16 protein-coding genes are annotated in these 21234 nt (G+C 65.5%); 9 read left to right on the top strand and 7 right to left on the bottom strand.

Features of this window, described 5'->3' with window-relative positions; genetic code table 11:
- The first annotated feature begins 170 nt into the window (after positions 1-170).
- From FOM02_RS05470 to FOM02_RS05460, 3 genes are read left to right on the top strand one after another with little or no spacing between them, the layout of a single operon-like run.
- Positions 171-1202, top strand: coding sequence for a TRAP transporter substrate-binding protein (locus tag FOM02_RS05470; protein ID WP_027560564.1), 1032 nt, complete (start codon positions 171-173; stop codon positions 1200-1202).
- Between the two features lie 7 nt (positions 1203-1209).
- On the top strand, positions 1210-3063 hold the full coding sequence (locus tag FOM02_RS05465) for a TRAP transporter large permease subunit (RefSeq protein ID WP_027560563.1): 1854 nt from the start codon (positions 1210-1212) through the stop codon (positions 3061-3063).
- 12 nt (positions 3064-3075) lie between these two features.
- Positions 3076-4053 carry a hydroxyacid dehydrogenase gene (locus FOM02_RS05460; RefSeq protein ID WP_027560562.1) on the top strand — a complete coding sequence of 326 codons (978 nt, stop codon included), beginning with the start codon at positions 3076-3078 and terminating at the stop codon, positions 4051-4053.
- An 80-nt stretch (positions 4054-4133) separates the two neighbouring features.
- On the opposite strand, the gene FOM02_RS05455 is transcribed toward FOM02_RS05460, so the two are convergent.
- Complete coding sequence (locus FOM02_RS05455; RefSeq protein ID WP_027560561.1) at positions 4134-5300, bottom strand: ABC transporter substrate-binding protein; 1167 nt, start codon at positions 5298-5300, stop codon at positions 4134-4136.
- A gap of 291 nt (positions 5301-5591) precedes the next feature.
- Here FOM02_RS05455 and FOM02_RS05450 point away from each other — a divergent pair, with 291 nt between their 5' ends.
- From FOM02_RS05450 to FOM02_RS05440, 3 genes are all read left to right on the top strand, one after another.
- Complete coding sequence (locus FOM02_RS05450) at positions 5592-8021, top strand: EAL domain-containing protein (RefSeq protein ID WP_027560560.1); 2430 nt, start codon at positions 5592-5594, stop codon at positions 8019-8021.
- 253 nt (positions 8022-8274) lie between these two features.
- Positions 8275-9576 carry an MFS transporter gene (locus FOM02_RS05445; protein ID WP_108914473.1) on the top strand — a complete coding sequence of 434 codons (1302 nt, stop codon included), beginning with the start codon at positions 8275-8277 and terminating at the stop codon, positions 9574-9576.
- Between the two features lie 159 nt (positions 9577-9735).
- Complete coding sequence (locus FOM02_RS05440) at positions 9736-12318, top strand: EAL domain-containing protein (RefSeq protein WP_027560558.1); 2583 nt, start codon at positions 9736-9738, stop codon at positions 12316-12318.
- A 19-nt stretch (positions 12319-12337) separates the two neighbouring features.
- On the opposite strand, the gene FOM02_RS05435 is transcribed toward FOM02_RS05440, so the two are convergent.
- Both FOM02_RS05435 and FOM02_RS05430 read right to left on the bottom strand, forming a co-directional pair.
- Positions 12338-13141, bottom strand: coding sequence for an isocitrate lyase/PEP mutase family protein (locus FOM02_RS05435; RefSeq protein ID WP_027560557.1), 804 nt, complete (start codon positions 13139-13141; stop codon positions 12338-12340).
- Positions 13142-13206: 65 nt separating this feature from the next.
- On the bottom strand, positions 13207-14106 hold the full coding sequence (locus FOM02_RS05430; protein ID WP_027560556.1) for an alpha/beta fold hydrolase: 900 nt from the start codon (positions 14104-14106) through the stop codon (positions 13207-13209).
- A 121-nt stretch (positions 14107-14227) separates the two neighbouring features.
- On the opposite strand from FOM02_RS05430, the gene FOM02_RS05425 reads away from it, so the two are divergent.
- Positions 14228-14716, top strand: a complete 489-nt coding sequence (locus tag FOM02_RS05425) for a MarR family winged helix-turn-helix transcriptional regulator (RefSeq protein ID WP_231164102.1) — start codon at positions 14228-14230, stop codon at positions 14714-14716.
- Between the two features lie 314 nt (positions 14717-15030).
- The gene (locus FOM02_RS05420) at positions 15031-15486 is read left to right on the top strand and encodes a hypothetical protein (RefSeq protein ID WP_027560554.1); all 456 of its coding nucleotides are present in this window, start codon (positions 15031-15033) and stop codon (positions 15484-15486) included.
- 44 nt (positions 15487-15530) lie between these two features.
- On the opposite strand, the gene FOM02_RS05415 is transcribed toward FOM02_RS05420, so the two are convergent.
- The 4 genes from FOM02_RS05415 to FOM02_RS05400 form a co-directional block, all read right to left on the bottom strand.
- Positions 15531-16166, bottom strand: coding sequence for a response regulator transcription factor (locus tag FOM02_RS05415; protein ID WP_027560553.1), 636 nt, complete (start codon positions 16164-16166; stop codon positions 15531-15533).
- Between the two features lie 325 nt (positions 16167-16491).
- Positions 16492-17403, bottom strand: a complete 912-nt coding sequence (locus FOM02_RS05410; RefSeq protein ID WP_265441493.1) for a peptidoglycan-binding protein — start codon at positions 17401-17403, stop codon at positions 16492-16494.
- 1012 nt (positions 17404-18415) lie between these two features.
- Entirely contained in the window at positions 18416-18832 is a 417-nt protein-coding gene (locus tag FOM02_RS05405; protein ID WP_036055976.1) for a hypothetical protein, read from the bottom strand.
- A 259-nt stretch (positions 18833-19091) separates the two neighbouring features.
- Entirely contained in the window at positions 19092-19703 is a 612-nt protein-coding gene (locus tag FOM02_RS05400) for a TetR/AcrR family transcriptional regulator (protein WP_027560551.1), read from the bottom strand.
- 131 nt (positions 19704-19834) lie between these two features.
- Here FOM02_RS05400 and FOM02_RS05395 point away from each other — a divergent pair, with 131 nt between their 5' ends.
- Positions 19835-21061, top strand: coding sequence for a cytochrome P450 (locus tag FOM02_RS05395; RefSeq protein WP_027560550.1), 1227 nt, complete (start codon positions 19835-19837; stop codon positions 21059-21061).
- Positions 21062-21234 lie beyond the last annotated feature (173 nt).

Raw genomic sequence — 21234 nt, 5'->3', positions numbered from 1 at the left:
AAAACATGACCGTTTCGCTGCTCGCGCGTGCCGTCGCCATTCGCCGCGCGCGGCTTTGCGAGGTCCGGGCCCAACCCTTGCCTGCCCCGTCGCTTTGGCCATACAGTCTGCGCAACAGGCCGCGACAACGATCGCGGCCGTAAACAAGAATGCTTGGGAGAGACCGCACCATGACCATCGTGCCCGTGAACCGTCGCGCGTTCATCAAGTCATCGGCGGCGGTCACCGCCGGCCTCGTGCTCTCTCCCGCCATCATCGGCCGCGCCGAAGCTGCGACGCTGAAGCTGAAATGCTCCTCCTCGCTGCCGAACGATCCCAAATACGCCAACGGCCGCGTCTATTACGATAACCTCGTGAAGAATCTGAAGGGCAACGGCCTCGGCGAGCAGGTCGAGGTCGCCTTCTTCCCGGACAATCAACTCGGCCAGGAGATCGACGTCATCAACTCGGTCAAGCTCGGCGTCATCGACCTCATGGTGTCGGGCTCGTCGATCTCGGCCAACCTGGTGCCGCTGGTCGGCACCTTCGACCTCGGTTTTCTGTTCTCGAGCTTTCCGCAGCAGACCAAGGCGTTCGATTCCGGCGCGGCCAAGCCGATCGAGGACGCACTGCTCAAGGGCGGCAACATCCGCATCATCGCCTGGGCCTATAATTTCGGCTCGCGCAGCGTGCTGGCGAAGAAGCCGGTGAAGACGCCGGAGGATCTCGCCGGTCTCAAGATTCGCACCCTGCCCAATCCCGTCATCACCGAATGCCTGCGCCTGATGGGCGCCGCCGCGACGCCGCTGGCCTTCGGCGAGATCTACACGGCCTTGCAGGCCGGCGTGCTCGATGGCCTCGAGCACGATCCGCCGACGATCCTCGCCAGCAAGTTCTTCGAAACCTCAAAGTTCTACGCGCTGACGCAGCACAATTTCTCGCCGCTCGCGATCTATTTCAGCGACATGACCTATAACCGCATGGATCCGAAGCTGCGCGAAGGCTTCCTCGATGCCGCCAAGAAGGCCGCGGCCGACACCCGCGCCCATGGGCTCGCGGTCGAGAAGGAGGCGCTGGCGGCCCTGACCGAGAAGGGCGTGACGGTCGCCGAATGCGACCGCGAGGCCTTCAAGAAGCGCGTCGCGCCGCAGATCGAGAACTTCGTCAGGGCACGGCCGGAATCCAAACCGGTCATCGACATGATCCGCGCGACGCAAGCCTGAGATGACGATGACCGCCGCCGTGCCCGTCTCGGGCGGCCGCCACGGGAGCATCACCCTGCTGCTTCGCGTCAGCGACGCGATTGCGGCCATCCTGCTCGCCGCCGATCTCGTCGTGGTGTGCGCCTCCGTGCTGCTGCGTTTCTTCTTCAACGCGCCGGTCGAGTGGTCGGACGATGTCGCGCGCGGATTGATGGTCGGCTCGGCCTTCTTCGGCGCGGCGAGCGCGCTCGCGCGCGGCGAGAATGTCGGCGTGTCCTTCTTCCGCGACCTGCTGCCGGTGCGGCTGCGCACGCTGGTCGATGCCGCCAGCGCGCTGCTGATCGTGCTGATCTCCGGCTATGTCGCCTACAACGCGATCAAGCTTGGCTCGCTCACCGCCGGCCAGACCACCGGTTCAGGCCTGCCGCTGGAATTGACCTTCTACCCGATGGGCGTCGGCGCCCTGTTCATGACGGTGTTCGCGATCGACCATCTCTGCGCAAGGCCGCTTCCCGACATCGTCAGGGGCCTCATTGCGATCGTCATCGTCACCGGCCTTTATCTCGCCTGGGATTACCTCTCGCCGTCGTCGGTGCCCTCGGCGGGCACGCTGATGCTGATCGGCTTCTTCGCAACGCTGTTCGGCGGCCTGCCGATCGGCTTTGCGCTGGCGCTGGCCGCGCTGATCTTCATCTGGGTCGAGGGCGCGCTGCCCGGCGTCATCTTCGCCCAGCAGATGGCGCGCGGCATCGACAATTTCGTGCTGCTCGCGATTCCCTTCTTCATCCTCGTCGGCTACCTCATGGAAGCCAACGGCATGTCGGTGCGCCTGATCGAGCTGTTGCAGCGCGCGGTGGGACGCATGCGCGGCGGCCTCAACGTCGTGATGGTGGCCTCGATGGTGCTGTTCTCGGGCATCTCAGGCTCGAAGATGGCCGACGTCGCCGCGGTCGGCTCGGTGCTGATCCCCGCCGCGCGCCGCTCGAAGCAGAATCCGGGCGGTGCGGTCGCGCTGCTGGCGGCGTCCGCAGTGATGGCGGAAACCATTCCGCCCTGCATCAACCTGATCATCCTCGGCTTCGTCGCGAACCTCTCGATCGGCGGCCTGTTCATGGCCGGGCTCTTGCCTGCCGCGCTGATGGCGCTGGTGCTGATCGCGGTCTCCATCATCTTCGGCAAGCCGCCGGCGGACGCCGAGGACATCGCGCCGCAGGCGCCGGTGTCGGGCCTTTGGAGCGGCGCGATCGCCTCGTTCGGCCTGATCTTCATGATCTTCTTCGGCTTCAAGAGCGGCTTTGCCACGGCCACGGAAATCTCCGCCTTCGCGGTCGCCTATGCGCTCGTCGTCGGCAGCGTGGTGTTCCGCGAGCTCGGCTTCAGATCGGCCGCGCACAGTTTCGTCCAGGCGGCAACGCGTGCGGGTCTGGTGCTGTTCATCGTTGCCGCTGCGCAGTCGCTGGCGTTCACGCTGACCTTGCAGCAGGTGCCGCATGCGGTCGGCGATTTCATGCTCGGCCTCTCCAAGACCTCCGGCGTCTGGCTGTTCATCCTGCTCGCCATCGCCGTGCTGATCGTGATGGGCTCGGTGCTGGAAGGCGCGGCCGCGCTGATCATCTTTGGGCCGCTGCTGCTGCCGGTCGCGGTGCAGCTCGGCGTCGATCCCCTGCATTTCGGCGTGGTGCTCGTCATCGCGATGGGCATCGGCCTGTTCGCCCCGCCGCTCGGGCTCGGGCTCTACGGCGCCTGCCTGATCGGCAACGTGCCGATCGAGCAGACCGTGAAGCCGATCATGGGCTATCTCGGCCTCTTGTTCCTCTGCCTGCTCGTCATCGCCTTCGTGCCATGGCTCTCGACCGCGCTGCCGCGGGCATTCGGCTACTGAAGGAGTCTTGTCGTGAAGGTCCTGCTCGCGCACACGCCGGAGATGCGGCGCAATTACTACGGCGATCGCAGCTTGAACGGCCTGCGCGCGGCCGCCGAGGTGATCCTGCACGAGAGCGACGAGACTCTGGACGCAACCGGGCTCGCGCGCGCAGCAAAAGATGCCGACATCATCGTCGCCGATCGCATGACCGAGGGACGCGGCGAGATCTTTGCGCAGCTCCCGCGCCTGCGCGCCTTCGTCCGCTGCGCCGTCGATATCCGCAACGTCAATGTGGAAGCGGCCTCGAACGCCGGCGTGCTCGTGACCCGCGCCGGGCCCGGCTTCGTGCAGGCCGTCGCCGAGCTCGCGCTCGGCTTCATGGTCGATCTCTCCCGCGGCGTGTCGCGGACCACCGCCGACTACCAGGCCGGCCGCAAGCCGGAAGCGCGGATGGGCCGCCAGCTCGCCGGCAGCCGCATCGGCATCATCGGCTATGGCAGCATCGGGCGTTATCTCGCCGAGATCGCAAAGGTGCTGCGCATGGAGGTGCTGGTCGCCGATCCCTTCGCTGATGTCAGCGACAGCGCGATCCGGCACGTCAGCCTCGACGAGCTCCTTTCCGCAGCGGACTACGTCGTCTGCCTTGCCATCGCCAACGAGCAGACCGAGAACCTGATCGGAGAGGCGGCGCTGGCGCGCATGCAGAAGCATGCCGTCTTCGTCAATCTCTCGCGCGGCAATCTCGTCGACGAGGCCGCGCTCGCCAAGGCGCTCCTCGAGGGCCGCATCGCTGGAGCGGCGATGGATGTCGGCCGCGCGCCCGACCAGATGCCGACGCCGGAGCTCGCGAAACTGCCAAACGTCATCGCGACGCCTCACGTCGGCGGCCTGACGCCGCAGGCGATCGAATACCAGTCGCTGGAAACCGTGCGGCAGGTGGAGGCCATCGTCAAAGGCGAGGTGCCTCAGGGCGCCGTCAACGCCGATCGCTGGACGCGGCGGCCCTAACGCCCCTCTCGCCAACAAGTGCCGCTCTCTCCGTTCGCACCTTCATCGGTGCGCTAGTGGAGTCTCAATCTCATTAACCCCTACAGCCGATCCACCGCCTTGAATGTCCCGTCCTTCTCGATCACCGTCAAGAACACTTTTGGTGGCGTGTCGAGTGCGCGCACGCCGACGGTGACGATGCTGCCGCTGATGTCGAAGCGGCCGACATCGTTGATGGCGCGTAGCAGGCCCGCGCGCGTCGGTTGCGGTCCGGCATTTTCCAGCGCTGCGGCGGCGAGGCGGCCGGAGAGGTAGCCTTCGAGCGACACGAAATCCGGCGTCAGCGTCGGGTCGATCGCCTTCTGTGCCGCCTGGTAGTCGGCGACGAGCTTGAGCGAGTGGTCCCAGGGAAACGGCACGACCTGTGAGACGATGACGCCCTCGCCCTCGGGGCCGAGCTCCTTGGCGAGCGCATTGGCGCCGACGAAGGAGACGTTGACGAAGGTCGGGTAGGAGCCGCTGCGATGCGCGAGCTTGATGAACTCCGCGCAGGGACCGTAGGTGCCGACCATGACGATGGCCTCGGGCTCGGCGCGCTTGATGGTGCGCCAGGCCGAGCCGACCGCGCGGGTGTTGCGCTCGAAGGTGCCTTCGGCGGCGAGCTCGAGCCCGCGCTTGGCGAGCGCGCGCTTCACGCCGGCAAGACCGTCGCGGCCGAAGGAATCGTCCTGGTAGAAGATGCCGATGCGGGCGAAGTGGCGATCCTCCGTGAGGTGCTTGATCCAGGCCTCGGCCTCCGCGCCATAGCTGGCGCGGATATTGACGACGTTGGCGAGCTCGAGGTCGCGCAAGAATTCGGCGCCGCTGAACGGGCCGATGAAGGGAATGTTCCTGGTGCTGGTGATCGGGATCGTCGCCATCGCGGTCGGCGTTCCCACCGCGCCGATCAGTGCGAACACTTTGTCCTCGTCGATCAGGCGCAGCGTCTGCGCCGTCGAGCGGTCGGGATCGTAGCCGTCGTCGCGGCTGATGAGCTGGAGCTTGCGGCCATGAACGCCGCCCTTGGCGTTGATCTCGGTGAACGCCGCGACGATGCCTTGCCGCATGCGCTGTCCGAGCGCGGAGGAGGGGCCTTCGAGAGCGGCGGCCTGGCCGAACAGGATCGCGTCCTCGCTGACGCCGGCCTCCTCGCACCTCGCCGGAAGCATCAGCGCGGCCAGCCATGCGATGGCCAGGGCGACAGATGTCGCGGATCGCGATTGTGTCATGAGGATGCTTTGCCGGATGCTGAATGCGCTTGGTGGAAAGATAAGTCTGCGGCCCTGAACAGGTCGCTAACCGCTCGATGACCAGCGAGTCCGTATGACTCCGGGGAAAACCGGCAAGTTATGTCCAGACTGCCGAAACTTGCGGGGGCAATCGTTAACTAAGCCGCGTGATGCGGACCACGCGGGTTCCGATATTGTCCAGTTCTTAACCGCGATCCTTGTCCGATAGTCGCGCCGGCGGCTCAACCAGAAGTTCGCACCGGCGCGCCGAGGGGGACTTGCGGGATCAAGATGGGCGGTCGCGATCAGAACGATCAGGATCGGAAGCGTGTGACCGGATGGTGGCGTGCCGCGCCGCTGCTCGGGCTCTATCGCCCTGCGCTCGTCGCCGTCGCCGTCGGGCTTCTGTTCTCGATCGTGGGCGCCGCCGCCGTCGCGCGCTGGGAAGGCCGCGTCAACCGGATCGAGTTCGAGAACGCGGCCGAGACCGAAGCCATCGTCATGCAGAACGGCATGAGCGAGTATATCTCGCGGCTGGTCGCGCTGCGTACGCTGTTCGAATCCACCAACGAGGACATCACCCGCAGCGAATTCGAGACCTTCAGCGCCCGCCTGTTCGAGCGCCATCCTGGCATGCTGCGCATCGCATGGTTGCCGCGCGTCAACCGCAAGGAGCGCGCCGAATACGAGGCTGCCGCGATCACGGACGGGGTGTCCGGCTATCGCGTCAAGTCGCTTCAGGGCGAGGCCCTCGCGACCGCGCCGCAGGGTGACGAATATTTCCCGGTGTTCTACTCGACCCAGCCGAAGACCTCGCAGGTCTATGGCATGGACTACGCGACCATCCCGGAGCGCCGTGCGGCGCTGGAGCGGGCGCGCGACAACGACCGGGTCGCCGCCATTCGCACGCGCCTGTTCGAGCCGAAGGAGGGCGGCCGGCTGCCCGACGTGCTCGTGGCGCTTCCCGTCTATGCCAAGGGCACGTCGCGCGAGACGGTCGCGGACCGGCGACGCAATCTCACCGGCTTCGTCGTCGGCGTCTTCGACCTGCCTCTGCTGCTCCACACCATTCGCGTGACCACCGGCGCAAGTCCTGCGGTGAGCGTCAACGTCTATCCGCCCTTCACGGGGCAGATCGTCAGCCTCGAGTACATGCTGCCGGATTTCTCGTCGGCCGCCACTGCGCCGCAGTCGATGCGCGACGTCGCGCGGATGCTGCACTGGTCGGGCGGTCTCAAGATCGGGGACACCGACTGGCAGGTGCGCGCCATGCCGACGGCCGGCGGCGCGCTGGAGACGGTCTATGACCGCGCGGCCGCGGTCCTCATCGTCGGCTTGCTGCTCACGCTGTCGCTGTCGACCTATCTGATGCTCGCCAGCCGCAATTCGCGACGGCTGTCGCTGGCGAACCGGCGCGTGCTCGAGCTCGCCCAGACCGACATCCTGACCGCCTTGCCCAACCGCGCCTTCTTCCTCGCCCGGCTCGACGAGCTCAACGGCCAGCTCGACGATGCCGGCGCGGCCTTCTCGATCCTGATGCTCGATCTCGACCGCTTCAAGAACGTCAACGATTCCCTCGGTCACGGCGCTGGCGACGTGCTGCTGCGCCAGGTGGCCCAGCGGCTGAGATCCGCATTGCGCGCCGGCGACGTGCTGGCGCGGCTCGGCGGCGACGAGTTCGCCATCATCCAGGAAGGGAGCGAGGACCAGCGCGCCTGCGCGACCGAGCTCGCAGCGCGGATCGCCAAGCTCGTGGCCGAGCCGTTCCTGCTGCCCGGCCATCGCGTCGAGATCGGCACCAGCATCGGCATTGCGATCGCGCCGGATCACGGCAGCGACCAGGAGCAGCTCCTGAAGAAGGCCGACCTTGCGCTGTACCGTTCGAAATCGGCGGGCCGCAACTGCTACACCGTCTACGACGAGGCGATGTCGGCCGAGCTCGAGGCGCGCAACATGCTGGAAGGCGATTTGCGCGATGCCATCGCGCAATGCCAGCTCGAAGTGCACTATCAGCCGTTCGTCGATGCGCTCACCGGCGCGCACCGCGGCTTTGAGGCGCTGGTGCGCTGGCGGCATCCGAGCCGCGGCCTGATCCCGCCCGACCAGTTCATTGCGCTTGCCGAAGAGACCGGGCTGATCGTGCCGCTCGGCGAATTCGTGCTGCGGCGCGCCTGCGCCGATGCGGCCGGCTGGCCCTCCAATCTGATGGTCGCGGTCAACCTGTCGCCGATCCAGTTCAAGGAAGCCGAGCTGTTCGAGATGATCTGCGCCGCGCTCGCCGACTCCGGCCTGCCGCCGCAGCGGCTCGAAATCGAGATCACGGAATCGGTGCTGCTGGAGCGCGGTGTCGAGAACCACGCCTTCATGGAGCGGCTGAAGAGCATCGGCATCGAGCTCGCGCTCGACGATTTCGGCACCGGCTATTCGTCGCTGAGCTATCTCACCGCATTCCCGTTCGACAAGATCAAGATCGACAAGTCCTTCATCCGCAACCTCACGCACCAGCCACGCTCATCCGCCATCATCTCCTCGATCGTGACGCTGGCGCGCGGGCTCGACATGTCGGTCACCGCCGAAGGCGTCGAGACAGCCGAGGAATTCGAGCGGCTGACCGCGCTCGGTGTCAACTTTGCGCAAGGCTACCTGTTCGGCAGGCCGGTGCCGGTCGACCAGATCGAATTCGACGTGCCCGTTCGCACGACGCAGCGCGACGCCGCCTGAGCGCGCCTCGCTTCCACAGCGTCATGGCCGGGCATAGCCGTCCGAAGGACGGCGTCGCTTCCGCTCGCTATGACCCGGCCATCCACGCCTTCGCCGCAGCACAAAGAACGTGGATGCCCGGGACAAGCCCGGGCATGACGACCGCATGTGAATGTTCAGAGCGATTGACCTGCGCCGAGCGCACATGCGCGAAAATCGCTTGACCTGCGTATCCCCGGATGGTCGGTAGGATCGTCCAGGGATGAAACACACCATGCGGCTTCGGTTCTTCTACGGCTGGGTCGTGGTCGCCGTGACCTTCGTCACCATGGCGATCGGCGTCAACGCGCGCACCGCATTCTCATTGTTCTTTCCGCCGATCATCTCCGAGTTCGGCTGGGAGCGTGGCGTCACCGCGGGCGCGTTCTCGTTCGGCTTCGTCGCCTCTGCCGTGGCGAGCCCGCTGATCGGGCGGCTGATGGATCGCGCCGGTCCCCGCGCGGTGATGGAGCTCGGCGTGGTGCTGATGGGCGGCGGGCTGCTGCTGGCGCCGCTGACCAGCGTGCCCTGGCATCTCTATGTGACGCTCGGCGTCATGGTCGGCGCCGGCAGCGTGTGTCTCGGCTATTCCGGCCAATCGCTGTTCCTGCCGAACTGGTTCATCCGCAAGCGCGGCTTTGCCATCGGCATCGCCTTTGCCGGCGTCGGCCTCGGCTCGGTGACGCTGCTGCCATGGGTCCAGCACATGATCGAGCAGACCGGTTGGCGCACCGCCTGCACGGCGATGGGCCTGCTGCTCCTGATCGTGCTGGCGCCGATCAACCTGTTGCTGCACAAGCGCCCCGAGGATATCGGCCTTCAGCCCGATGGCGACGCTGCTCAGGCGTCCGGCGCCGCCAAGCTGGTCTCGAACGTCGTCGATCCCGCCTGGGTCGCGACCGAGTGGACGCTCAAGCGCGCGGTTGCGACCGCGCGCTTCTGGTGGATCGCGCTCGGTTATTTCTGCGGCCTTTACATCTGGTACGCGGTGCAAGTGCATCAGACCAAATTCCTGCTTGATATCGGCTTCAGTCCTTCCGTCGCGGTGTGGGCACTCGGCATTGTCAGCCTGCTCGGCATTCCCGGCCAGATATGGCTCGGCCACGTCTCCGACCGGATCGGGCGGGAATGGGTCTGGGCGATCAGCTGTGTCGGCTTCGCGATCTGCTTCGCGGCGCTGATGGCGCTGAAGTTCCAGCCCTCGCTGTGGCTCGTCTACATCATGGTGTTCACGCAAGGCGCGCTCGGCTACGGCCTCACCTCGATCATGGGCGCGGTGGTGTTCGAGATCTTCCAGGGCAGGCACCAGGGCAGCATTTTTGGCACGATCATGCTGGCGGCATTGGCTGGCGGCGCGGCGGGACCGTGGGTGACCGGGTTTCTTTACGATCGCGCCGGTGACTACACGCTCGCCTTCGGCATCGCCATTCTCGTCAGCGGATTGTCGGCGCTCGCGATCTGGCAGGCAGCGCCGCGCAAGGTGCGGGCCGTGGCCGGTCAGCTGCACAGGGTGCGAGCGGGAACCGGCGCCGAATAGGTTCCGCGAACATCAAAGATATCTTCGCAGCTTTCGCGGAACGTTAAGCATGTCGCATGTTGGGCGGCTGACGGCGGGTCGCAAAAACGTCTTGGACACCATCAAAGCGTTAACCCCGGGCTGATTGCCGCATTTTCCCGATCCCCGCCGGGTCAGACGATGTCCGCTTCCGATTGTGTTGTGACCGAAATTCCGGATGTGCTGCGCGCCGCGCTCGAATGCGCCGACGATGGCATCGTCATCGTCGACGCGGCGCATCGCATCACGCATTTCAACGGCGCCGCGGAGCGGATCTGGAAGCTTACGCGAAGTGAGGTGCTCGGCCGCGATGCCGGCATTCTCACGCTCAAATGCCTTCATGCCGACGCCGCCCCGGACTTCCGTGGCGAGATCAGCCTCGTGCGCCGCGACGGCAGCCGGATCAAGGCGCTCGTGTCGATGTCGCCCGCGACCGTCGGCGGCACCGCCCATCGCATCGTGTTCGCGCGCGACGTCACCGCCGACGCCGAACGCCGTGTCAGGATCGGGCTGCTCCACGCCGTCTCCGACCAGACCAATCGCGCGGTGATCATCACCGACGTCGAGCAGAACATCGTCTACGTCAATTCCTCCTTCACGACACTGTTCGGCTACAGCAGCGACCAGGCCGAGGGCCGCCGCGCCGGCGAGCTCATCGCCGGCTGTCACACCGATCGCAATGCCGTCGCAAAGCTCGTCAGGCGCCTGATGGCCGGCGGCCCGCGCGGCGAAATCGAGACGCTGGTCTACAACAAGCACGGCGAGGAGATCTGGGTCAGCGCCCGCATCGACGCCTTCCGCGACAAGAAGGGGCGGGTCAGGCACATCTTCGCACTGCTCGAGGACATCACCGAGACCAAGCAGCTGCGCTCGCTCCAGCAGCTCATCATGAGCGCGCTTGCCGATGAGGTTCCGATCACCGACATCGCCGACAGGCTGTGCCGCCGCGTCGAGGAGATCGCGCCTGACGTCGTCTGCTCGCTGCTTCACGTCGATGCCGCGGGCCTGGTCCATCCGCTCGGCGGACCGAGCCTGCCCGAGGATTATTCCCGCGCACTGGACGGCATCGCGATCGGTCCCGATGTCGGCTCCTGCGGCACCGCCGCCTTCTACGGCGAGCCGGTGCTGGCGCAAGATCTCGACACCGATCCGCGCTGGCAGCCCTACAAGACGCGCCCGCTCGAAGTTGGCCTGCGCGCCTGCTGGTCGACGCCGATCAAGGCCAAGGATGGCCGGGTCATCGCCACCTTCGCCTTCTATTTTCGCGAGCCGCGCGCGCCGAGCAACTGGCACCGCCGCATCGTCGACGCCTGCGTCGATCTCGGCGCCTTCGCGATCGAGCGCAAGGAGGCGCGCGCCGAGATCGCGCGGCTTGCCTATCACGACATCCTCACCGGCCTGCCGAACCGCGCGCAGCTGCGGCATCTCATCACCACTGCGATCGATGCCTGCTCGACCGGCAGTCACGTCGCGCTGGCCTTCCTCGACGTCGATCATTTCAAGGACGTCAACGACACGCTCGGCCACGCGGCCGGCGACGAGCTGCTGATCCAGCTCGCGCAGCGCCTGCGCGAGCATATCGGTCCCGAGGACATGCTGGGACGGCTCGGCGGCGACGAATTCGTCATCCTGCTGCCGAAGCGTAACGCGCAGGACGCCGAGCGCGTCGCGTCAGGAATCACGGAGGCGTTGGCCGCACCCTTGAGGCTCGGATCGAAACTGATGCCGATGTCGGCCAGCATCGGCATCAGCCTCTATCCCGACCACGCCACCGACATCGACACGCTGATGCAGCAGGCCGACGCCGCCATGTACATGGCCAAGCAGGCCGGCCGCTCCACCCATCGCATTTTCAGCGTCGAGATGAACGGCCTCGCCGAGCAGCGGCTGGCGCTGATCGCGGCGCTGCGCAAGGCCATCGCCGAGGGCGCGCTCAGCCTCAGCTATCAGCCGCAGATCCGCAGCTGTGACGGCGCCATCCACGGCGTCGAGGCGCTGGCGCGCTGGCACGATGCCGTGCTCGGCGACGTCTCGCCCGCAAAATTCATCCCGCTCGCCGAGGAGTGCGGCCTGATCGAGCAGATCGGCCTGTGGTCGGTGCGCGAGGCCTGCCGACAGATGGCGAGCTGGCGCCGCGCCGGGCTCAACATTCCCAGCGTCTCGGTGAACCTGTCGCCGATCAACTTCCGCAACGTCACGCTGGCCGCGCGGCTCAAGGATATCCTCGCCGAACACGATCTGCCGCCGGATGCCCTCATGCTCGAGATCACCGAGGGCGCGTTCATGCAGGACAGCGTCGCCGCGCTCGAGACCATGAACGCGATCCGCGAGCTCGGCGTCGGGCTTTCGGTCGATGATTTCGGCACCGGCTATTCCAGCCTCAGCCGTCTCGCCCATCTGCCGATCCGCGAGCTCAAGATCGACCGCAGCTTCATGCGCGACATCGAGAAGGACGCGGGCGCGCTCGCGATCGCCACCGCCGTGGTCCGTGTCGGCCAGGGCCTCGGCATGACCGTCGTCGCCGAAGGCGTCGAGACCGAAGGCCAGCGCAGGACGCTGGCCGAGCTCGGCTGCGACGTCGTGCAAGGCTTCCTCTACGCCCCCGCGCTCGCGCCGGTCGCGTTGGAGCGCTGGCTGATCGAGCACTGCGCCGAGCAGGCGAGGGCGATGCTCGGCCGGCTCGATGTGGCGGCGGGACGCGAGGCGGTGAAGCGGTCGGCGTAGCGCGGCCTGAGAGGTCGGCTCAGGCGTTCGGCTGCAGGAACGTGCCGTATTGCTTGCTCGCTGCGACCCCCGCGGCGGCCTGTCCGATGACACGCATCGCTGCCATCATGGGCCACGGCCCGAGACTCACCCGCCGAACGCCGACGCGGGCGAGATCGGGGATTTCGGGAACACCTTGCGTCACCATGATGTTGACCGGCAGCGGCGTGAGCTGAACCAGCTTCTCGATCAGCGCGAGGTCGGTGAGGCCGGGAACGAAAATCCCGTCGGCGCCGGCCTCGGCATAGACCTTCGCGCGCCGAGCCGCTTCGTTCAGGCATTCCTCCGGCGATCCGAATTTCAGCAGAAACGGATCGGTCCTGGCATTGATGAACAGGCGAACGCCGAAATCTTGCGCGGCCTTTCGCACCGCCTTGATCTTCGCGGCGTGCTGTTCGGGGCTGACGAGTTGGCGCTTTCCGCCGGAGAGCCCGTCTTCGATATTGATGCCGACGGCGCCGGCTTGCAGAATTTTCGTCGCCGACGTCGCGGCGGCATCCGGTGTGTCGCCATATCCCGCCTCCAGATCGATTGATACCGGAACCGGGACGGTCGCGGTGATCCGCGACACCAGGCCGGCCACCACGTCGAGCGGGACATTTTCTCCGTCGGCGTAGCCAAGGGCGGAGGCGACCGCTCCGCTGCTGGTCGCGATGGCGGCCGACGCCTTCGCAATCGCCTTGGCGGTAGCGGCGTCCCACGCGTTGAACAGAACGAGCGGATCGCCTGTCCTGTGAAGACCAAGAAACGTCTCTGCGTATTTCTGCTGTGTCCCGATGTCCATTGCGTGCACTCCTGCTGAGAGAATGAGATCGATCGTGCGGCGTCGTCCGGCGTCCGCGATTGCTTTCAGGCGGATGCGTGCGTCCTGAACCAGTCCATGATCAGGCCGGTGACTTCAGCCTCACGCTCGAGGTGCGGGAAGTGCCCGACATCAGGCAGAACGACGCGCTTGTGCGGTCCCTTGAACAGCCGCTCCTCTTTCACCGAATATTTCGCTGTCGGATCGTTGCTGCCATAGATCGTCAGCGTCGGCGTGTGCATGTCATTGATCGGCAGCCGGCCCATGCGGCTCGCTTCGGTGAGGCCGCCATAATATTTGAGCGCCGCCGCCATCGTGCCCGGCGAGCTGAGCGTCTCCTTGACCGAACGGAGATGCGCTTCGTTGTCGAAGGCCGGTGACCACAGCTTCCAGAGATAGTCGACGAAGGGCAGTCCCTCGATATTGACCGCCGACTCGGCGCCGATCAGCTGGAAGAAGTAGACGTGGAAGATGGATCGAACGATTTCGGGATCGCGCCTGATGCTCGAGAACGTGATCGGGTGGGCCGTGTTCATCACCACGGCGGCCTTGATCGACGATGGCGCCGTGGCCAGCGCCTGAAAGGTCGACGTGCCACCCCAATCCATGCCGACGACGCAGGCTTGTCCGTCCTCGCTCAGCGCCGCAATGAGCGCTTCGAGATCCCTGCCGAGCGCGATGGGGTCGAAAACATCGTCCGCGGGAATCCCGGTCGGCGCGTAGCCGCGCAGGAACGGCGAGACCGCACGATACCCGGCATCGGCGAAGACCTGCAGCTGCTTGCGATAGGACCAGGCGTTGTCGGGAAATCCGTGCAGGAACATCACGAGAGGACCGGTCCCCTGTTCGAGATAGGCGAACCGCACGCCATTGGCCTCTACGTATTTCAGGGCGGGTTCACCGACGGTGGCCGTTGGTGTCGTCCGCGCAGCGCTGCTCGGATTCATCGTCATTCTCCATGTCGTCGTTTCTTGCGCGCGAATATGTGCGTAGCACACATGTCTGGTCAAGTTGTTTTTTGTGCGCAGCGCACATATTGTTGCGGGTATGGAAACGGGAATCGCGAATTTGCTGGGAGCGCTCTCGCTCGCGGTCATGGATCGGATCGAGCAGGGCGCGCGCGAGGTCATAGGCCGGGGTGGCGAGACGCCCGCGGCGCTCGTCGTCATCGGCTACGGCCAGGGCATGACCAACGACAAGCTGCGGCGCATCCTCGGCCTGTCGCATTCCGGCACCGTCCGCCTGGTGGACCGTCTGGTCTCGGATCGGCTCGTCGAGCGCCGCGCCGGAAAGGACGGCCGCGAGATCGCCTTGCACCTCACCGCCACGGGCGCGGCGATGCGGAACGAGTTGATGACCTCAAGGATTTCAGCCGTCGCGTCGCTTCTGGATGTGCTGTCGCCTGCAGAGACGAAGCGGCTTGAGACGCTGATCCACGAGCTGCTGGCGAGGCAGGACACATCCGAGATGGATCGCTTCACGATCTGCCGGATGTGCGACGACAGCGTCTGCACCAATTGCCCCTTGCCCACGAACAAGGGCAAAAGCGGCCGCTGAGCGAGCTGCTGCGAGGGATGTGAGGGGGATCTCCGCGAACTCGGAATCGTAGGGTGGGCAGAGGCGCACTGCGCCGTGCCCACCACCTGTCAATGATTTCGAGAGAAATGGTGGGCACGCTTCGCTTTGCCCACCCTACGATACTGACGCGAAGGTCGCCGAGCCGAAGGATCTAGCGTATCGTCGCTTCGATGCGTTTCTTCGAACGCCATCGGGCCGGGGTACTTTTTCCGGATCGGAACGTCCGGCTATTCCCCACGTTGTTGCGGCCGGGCGGCTACCATCCAACCAACCGGCACAAGAGCAGCAACATGATGAAGAAGACCGCCGCAATCCTGATCATGCTCTGCGCGTTGCCGGCTGCCGCCGGCGCGGAGAGCTGGAGCAGCTATCGCATTCCCGAGAGCGGAACCAGTGTCGACATTCCCGCGTCCATCTTCACCGAAGAAGCGGGCCGGCCCGACGGATATGGCGTGCAGTACCGGACAGGCGACGGCCGTGCGGACCTCACGGTGCAGGCCGTCCCGAACGACGGCGGCTCACCGCGGGCGTTCCTGGCCAGGAAGAACCCGCCGGCCGGCATCATCTACAAGCGCGTCACACCGCGCTTCTTCGTGGTCTCCAGCATCCGGCGCGGCAAGATCTGGTACGACCGCTGCAATTTCGCCAGCCGCTACGTCCACTGCGTGCTGATCAACTATCCGGCCGCCGAGAAGCGGCAATGGGATGCGATCGTCACCCGGATCAGCAATACGCTGAACGGCGGCTGATTCTCGCGCTGCCGGGTCGCTTCTGCTCGCACGCAGAGATCGCCCTATGCGTCCGCCGCCGGCTCGTCCGTCGCGCCGAGCACGCCGAGCCGTTCGGCAATCCGGACCAGCTCCACCAGCGACTGGATCTGAAACTTTTCCATGATCGCGCGCCGATGCGCCTTGATGGTGCGCTCGGAGCTCCCAAGCTCGCGCCCGGCATGCTTGCTGGTCTTGCCCCGCACGATGATCTGGAAGACCTGCCGCTGGCGCGGCGTCAGCGTCAATAGCCTGCGCCGAAGCACCTCCACTTCGCCGTCGAGCGCGCGCGCGTTGCCATGCCGCGCCATCGCGCGTGCGATCGCCCGCAGCAGATCATCCGGGCTGACAGGCTTGATGAGGAAGTCCTCCGCACCCGCCTTGATCGCCGTCACGGTGATGCCGATGTCCGCGTAAGCGGTCAGGAAGATGATGGGCAGCGTCGAGCCGCGCTGCATCAGGCGCTGCTGCAGCTCGAGTCCGGAAAGGCCCGGCATCCGGACGTCGAGAAGAATGCAGCCTTTGCTTTCGTCTGGCGCCTGGTCCAGCAATTGCTGCGCCGACGCATAGATCGCGACGCGGTATCCGCTCGCCTCGAGAAGTTGCTGGATGGTCGTCAGATACGATGCGTCGTCATCCACGACATGGACGATGCCGGGCAATGATGTCTCCTGGACGAAAAGTAGCGCGTCGCTTGCTTTTCTTGCTTGTTGTTGCAGCGCCTTCTCGCCCGGCCATTGCCGGATCACGTCGCCCTTGATCGGCAGTTACGTTTTGGAAGCGCAGGGGGCAAATTAATTCTGTGTCAGTCAACGGCACCAATGCCGACTGTGCTCTTTTGATTGCAAATGCCTCGCAACTGCGTGCGGACGCGCGTGTGGGCGGCCAGGGCGCGCTAGCATCAGGTCTGCTTGCTACGGCCTATCGCTTTCAATGCGGCAGGCCGCAGAAAAAGAGCCCCGCCGGGAGGCGGGGCTCGGAAGCGCGTCAGTACTTCTTGGCCGGCTGCCCTGACGTCGAAGGCGGCGGGGCATTGTTCTGGTTGGTTTGTCCAGTCGGCGTGTTCTGGCTGGTGCCGGGCTGACTGGTGGACTGAGTGTTGCTCTGGGCCGGGGCCTGGCCGGTGGTCTGGCCCGATGGCGGTTGCGTGCTGGCCTGGCCCGGGTTCGCCGGCTGGTTCTGCTGAGCCTGGCCGGTCGTGGACGGCTGGTTCTGCGGAGCCTGACCTGTGGTCTGGTTCTGCTGCGCCGGCGCGTTGCTCTGGCCGGTGCTTTGCCCGGTCGTGCTCTGCGGCGTCGACTGGTTGTTGCCGCCCTGGCCGACGGTGGTCGACTGACCTTGCGTGGCGCTGATCTGGTTCGACACGCCGAGCGCAGTGACCGTGCGGGTATCGATCGAGCCGGTGGCCTGGAAGCCTTCCTGTCTCTGGAAGGTCATCAACGCATTGCGCGTATCCGTCCCGAGAACGCCGTCGGCTTCGCCGGACAGCATGCCGCGTTCGATCAGGACGCGCTGAACGACGCGAATCTCGTCCGGGCTGAGATCCAGCGCGGCAACGCTGCCGCCGCCACCGCTAACGGTCGAGCTGCTGCTCCGAGCATAGTGCGTCCGCGGTCCGGCGGGAATGACGTCGACGATCCTGCGGCTCCGGTCGGTGACGACGATCTCGTCATCGACGACGAAGAAGCTGTCGTCGCGGTAGTCAGGATAGACGTCGATCAGCGCGGGATAGGCCGAGACCGAAACCACGGAGATGTTCCGCGGCACGACCACGCCGGCATTGACGCGGAAGTTGAGCGAATTGGTGTTGACCCTCACGCGGTCCACATTGCGTGAGCTCAGCACCGACTGCTGCAGCTGGGTCTGCTGCTGGGCATTCACCTGTACGCGGCCGGACATGCTCTGCGTAGCCCCGCTCTGGGTCTGTGCCTGGGCGTTGGCCTGTCCTTGCGTGTTGGCGCCGGTCGTTGCGCCCTGCGTGTTTTGGCCTTGGGCGTTCTGGCCTTGGGCGTTATTGCCAGTGTTCGCGCCGGTGGTTGTCTTGCTCGGATCCTGCGCGGTCTTGCTCTGGGCGTCATTCCTGGTGTTCGCGCCGGTCGTCGTGGTGCTCTGACCCTGCGCATTCTTGCCCTGGGCATTCTTGTCTTGTGCGTTCTTGTCCTGTGCGTTCTTGTCTTGCGCAGCCTTATCCCGGGCATTGTCCCTGGTATTGCGCCCGTGGTCGTGCTCTTGTTCTGCTCTGCGCCTTGCGACTGATGCGTACGGTCGCGGTCGCTGCGGCTCTGTCCGACGGTCTGATCCTTTCCGCTCTTGTCGCTCTCGGACTTGGACTGACGCGCCTGGTCGCGATCGCCACGGCTCTGACCGATCGTCTGGTCCTTGCCCTGCTTGCCGGGTTCGGATTGCGACTGACGTGCGTTGTCGCGCTCGCGGCCCTGACCGATCGTCTGCTTGTCGGCCTTGTCGGCGGCCCGGCTGCTGTCTTGCGTCGCGGAGGAACCCTCGGCCCGGCCACCGCCGGCGCGGCCCTGCGTCATTCCTTCGCTGTGCGAGGCGCCACCTGCACCGTGCGAGCTCGCGCCGCTGGAGTGTTCCGCAGCACCTCCGCTGGCACCGCCAGCTGCGCTGCCACTTGCGCTGCCGCCCGCACTCATTCCGCCGCCAGCACCTTCACGCATGCCTTGCGCCGATGCCAGGCTGACACCAGCGAGCAGCACTGCTGTCGTCAGCAGGAACTTGTTCTTTCCCATGTTCATCTGAATCTCCTTGGGGTTGCTTGGTTGCAGTTGCGCGGTTGCGTAACGACGCGACCGCGCGCACGAACGCTCTCGATCGAAGCCGGATGCATCGATCTGGTTGTTCGGTTTCCGAGGCTCAGCGTTCCGCGCCGGGCCTGTCTTGGCGCTTCACATCACCAGTGATGGTGCCAACGATGGTGGTAGAAGTGCCGCCGCGGGAACGGTGCGCCGTAATAGGCGAAAGCGGGACGCACGACGCGGCGATAGCGGTAGCCGTAATAGGCCGGGGCATAACCCGAGCTGTAGTAGGTCGTGGTGTAGCCGCCCCAGGGATACGGCTCGTAGCCGCCGTAATACGCCGGCGCGTAGCCGCCGCCGTAATAGCCGTAACCAGGGCCATAATAGCCGTAACCCGGACCATACGCGTAAGCGGAAGAGGCGAGGCCGCCGAATATGGCGCCTGCGATCAACCCGCCTGCCAGCGCCGGACCGAAGCCGCCACGCCAGCGGGCTTCCGCGGGCGTTGGCGCTGCCACGGCGCTCACGCCGAGCGTGCCGACGGTTGCCAGAACCAACGCGGTCTTCTTCATGTGCCTTCCTCCCAGTTGGTGTTGCGATGCCGGGCCAACAGCAACGACGGGCAAAAGTTGCAAACGCGCGTGCGGGAGAGAGAAAGAGTCATGAAGATAAACGGCGCGTTCATCTCGACGGCTGCGCGTCTTCCGACGGAGGCCTTGTCGCTGATCGCGGTGATTGAAGAGATCGGCACGTTCCGCTGTTCCGCGGCCGATTCAGACCGCGTTGCGCAAGGCGTTCCCCGACTGCGACGGATTAGCGCATGCGAAGATTCTAGTCCGACGCCAGTCCCGTCCTGCGGCGCAAATCAGTGATCGCGCGCAAGAAGCTGTCGGCCGGCGTGGTCTCGGGATCGATCAGCCGGTGCAGGCGGAAGCCGTCTTCCAGCGCCAGTACGACGCTGGCCATCCAGGGCGGGTTTAGCGTCTCGCCGCTCGGCTTGTTCTTCAAGGTCGCCTCGACGATGTCGGCAACCAGCTTGCGCCGCGCGCGCAGCCGTTTTGCAAGCTCGGGACGGCGCTTCTCGGCGCGCGCGACGAACAGGATCATCTCCATGTGGAGCAGGGGTGAGCGGCCGAGGGGATCCTGCTTGCTGCGGTCCATCGATTTCAGTGCCGCGATGAAATCGTCGAGATTGTCGTGCTGGGCCAGGATGTCCATATTGCGCCGGATCGACTGCTCGACATGGTCCTCGAGCATGGCGATGATCAATTCGTCCTTGCTTTTGAAGTTCGAATAAAACGCGCCGCGGGTGAAGCCCGCCGCGGCCGCGATTGCCTCGATGCTGGCGCCGCCGATGCCGTCCGCCTCGAACACGCGCGCGGCCGCCTCGAACAGCTTGTCGCGCGTGTCGTCCCTGGTCGGCCTGGTTCTTACCCTTGACATCGGCGCAGTTTAGGGCAGAATGCAACTCGATACAACAATGTATCGAGTTGATGATTTCAGGGATGGTTACGCTGCGCGAAAGAGGGGCTGCCGGCGTATTCGTGTCATGCGGCAACCGATGTGAGGTCACCATGAACGAGCAAGTGCAACCCGCAGGCGGACCGCTGTTCGATCCGCTGTCGCCTGACTTCATCCGCGATCCCTATCCGCATTACGACCGGCTGCGTACGATCGATCCGGTCCATGTGACGTCGTTCGGCCAGTTCGTCACCAGCCGCCATGCCGACGTCAGCCTCGTGATGCGCGACAAGCGCTTCGGCAAGGATTTTGTCGAGCGCACCAAGCGGCGCTACGGCCCGCAGATCATGGACGAGCCGATCTTCCGCAGCATGGGTCACTGGATGCTGCAAGCCGATCCGCCCGACCATACCCGCCTGCGCGGCCTCGTCGTGAAGGCGTTCACCGCCCGCCGCGTCGAGGACATGCGACCACGCATCCAGGAGATCGTCGACCAGACCATCGATGCCGTGATCGATCGCGGCCACATGGACCTGATCGAGGATTTCGCCTTCCGCCTGCCTGTCACCATCATCTGCGACATGCTCGGCATTCCCGAGGATCATCGCGAGGTCTTCTACAAGAGCTCGCGCGACGGCGGACGGCTGCTTGATCCGGTGCCGATGTCGCCCGAGGAGATCGCCAAGGGCAATGCCGCCAACATGATGGCGCAGATGTACTTCCAGCAGCTGTTCGAGCTGCGCCGCCGCAGTCCCGGAGACGATCTCACCACCCAGCTGGTGCAGGCCGAGGAAGACGGCAACAAGCTCACCAACGAGGAGCTGACCGCCAACATCATCCTGCTGTTCGGCGCGGGCCACGAGACCACCGTCAATCTGATCGGCAACGGCCTGCTTGCGCTCCACCGCAATCCGGACCAGCTCGCGCTGCTCAAGGCGCGGCCGGAGCTGATGGTGGGGGCGATCGAGGAATTCCTGCGCTATGATTCGTCGGTGCAGATGACCGGCCGCGTCGCGCTGGAGGATGTCGAACTCGGCGGCAAGACCATCCCCAAAGGCGAATCCGTGCTGTGCCTGCTCGGTTCGGCCAACCGCGACCCGGCGGTCTATCCTGAAGATCCCGACCGGCTCGACGTTACCAGGCCCAATGTCAGGCCGCTGTCGTTCGGCGGCGGCATCCATTTCTGCCTGGGGGCCCAATTGGCGCGGATCGAGGCCGAGATCGCCATCGCGACGCTGCTGCGGCGGCTGCCGGGCTTGCGGATCGACGACGTCGAGAACCCCGAATGGCGCCCGACCTTCGTGCTGCGCGGCCTGAAGCGGCTGCCGGCGAGCTGGTGATCGCTGCCAGGGTCCTCATCCTGAGGAGCGCGCCAGCGCGTCTCGAAGGATGACAGGCCCCGCTACATCTACGCGGCGATAGCCGGGCCTTGCCGTTCGCGACGGCCGCGTTTCCGCGGCCTGCTCACCATGAGGGTTTACCACCGGCGTTAACCTCCGCGCGCAACAGTCGC

Origin of the sequence: Bradyrhizobium sp. SEMIA, from assembly GCF_014844175.1 — a bacterium.
Lineage (GTDB): Bacteria > Pseudomonadota > Alphaproteobacteria > Rhizobiales > Xanthobacteraceae > Bradyrhizobium > Bradyrhizobium arachidis.
Note: the sequence above shows the minus strand (reverse complement) of the source record. Positions and strands in the feature narration are given on the sequence as shown.

Bases quoted from the DNA above. Each gene is read 5' to 3' on its own strand.
- FOM02_RS05470 (WP_027560564.1), top strand. From the start codon at position 171: ATGACCATCGTGCCCGTGAACCGTCGCGCGTTCATCAAGTCATCGGCG.
- FOM02_RS05465 (WP_027560563.1), top strand. From the start codon at position 1,210: ATGACCGCCGCCGTGCCCGTCTCGGGCGGCCGCCACGGGAGCATCACC.
- FOM02_RS05455 (WP_027560561.1), bottom strand. From the start codon at position 5,300: ATGACACAATCGCGATCCGCGACATCTGTCGCCCTGGCCATCGCATGG.
- FOM02_RS05450 (WP_027560560.1), top strand. From the start codon at position 5,592: ATGGGCGGTCGCGATCAGAACGATCAGGATCGGAAGCGTGTGACCGGA.
- FOM02_RS05445 (WP_108914473.1), top strand. From the start codon at position 8,275: ATGCGGCTTCGGTTCTTCTACGGCTGGGTCGTGGTCGCCGTGACCTTC.
- FOM02_RS05440 (WP_027560558.1), top strand. From the start codon at position 9,736: ATGTCCGCTTCCGATTGTGTTGTGACCGAAATTCCGGATGTGCTGCGC.
- FOM02_RS05435 (WP_027560557.1), bottom strand. From the start codon at position 13,141: ATGGACATCGGGACACAGCAGAAATACGCAGAGACGTTTCTTGGTCTT.
- FOM02_RS05430 (WP_027560556.1), bottom strand. From the start codon at position 14,106: ATGAATCCGAGCAGCGCTGCGCGGACGACACCAACGGCCACCGTCGGT.
- FOM02_RS05420 (WP_027560554.1), top strand. From the start codon at position 15,031: ATGAAGAAGACCGCCGCAATCCTGATCATGCTCTGCGCGTTGCCGGCT.
- FOM02_RS05410 (WP_265441493.1), bottom strand. From the start codon at position 17,403: ATGTCCGGCCGCGTACAGGTGAATGCCCAGCAGCAGACCCAGCTGCAG.
- FOM02_RS05405 (WP_036055976.1), bottom strand. From the start codon at position 18,832: ATGAAGAAGACCGCGTTGGTTCTGGCAACCGTCGGCACGCTCGGCGTG.
- FOM02_RS05400 (WP_027560551.1), bottom strand. From the start codon at position 19,703: ATGTCAAGGGTAAGAACCAGGCCGACCAGGGACGACACGCGCGACAAG.
- FOM02_RS05395 (WP_027560550.1), top strand. From the start codon at position 19,835: ATGAACGAGCAAGTGCAACCCGCAGGCGGACCGCTGTTCGATCCGCTG.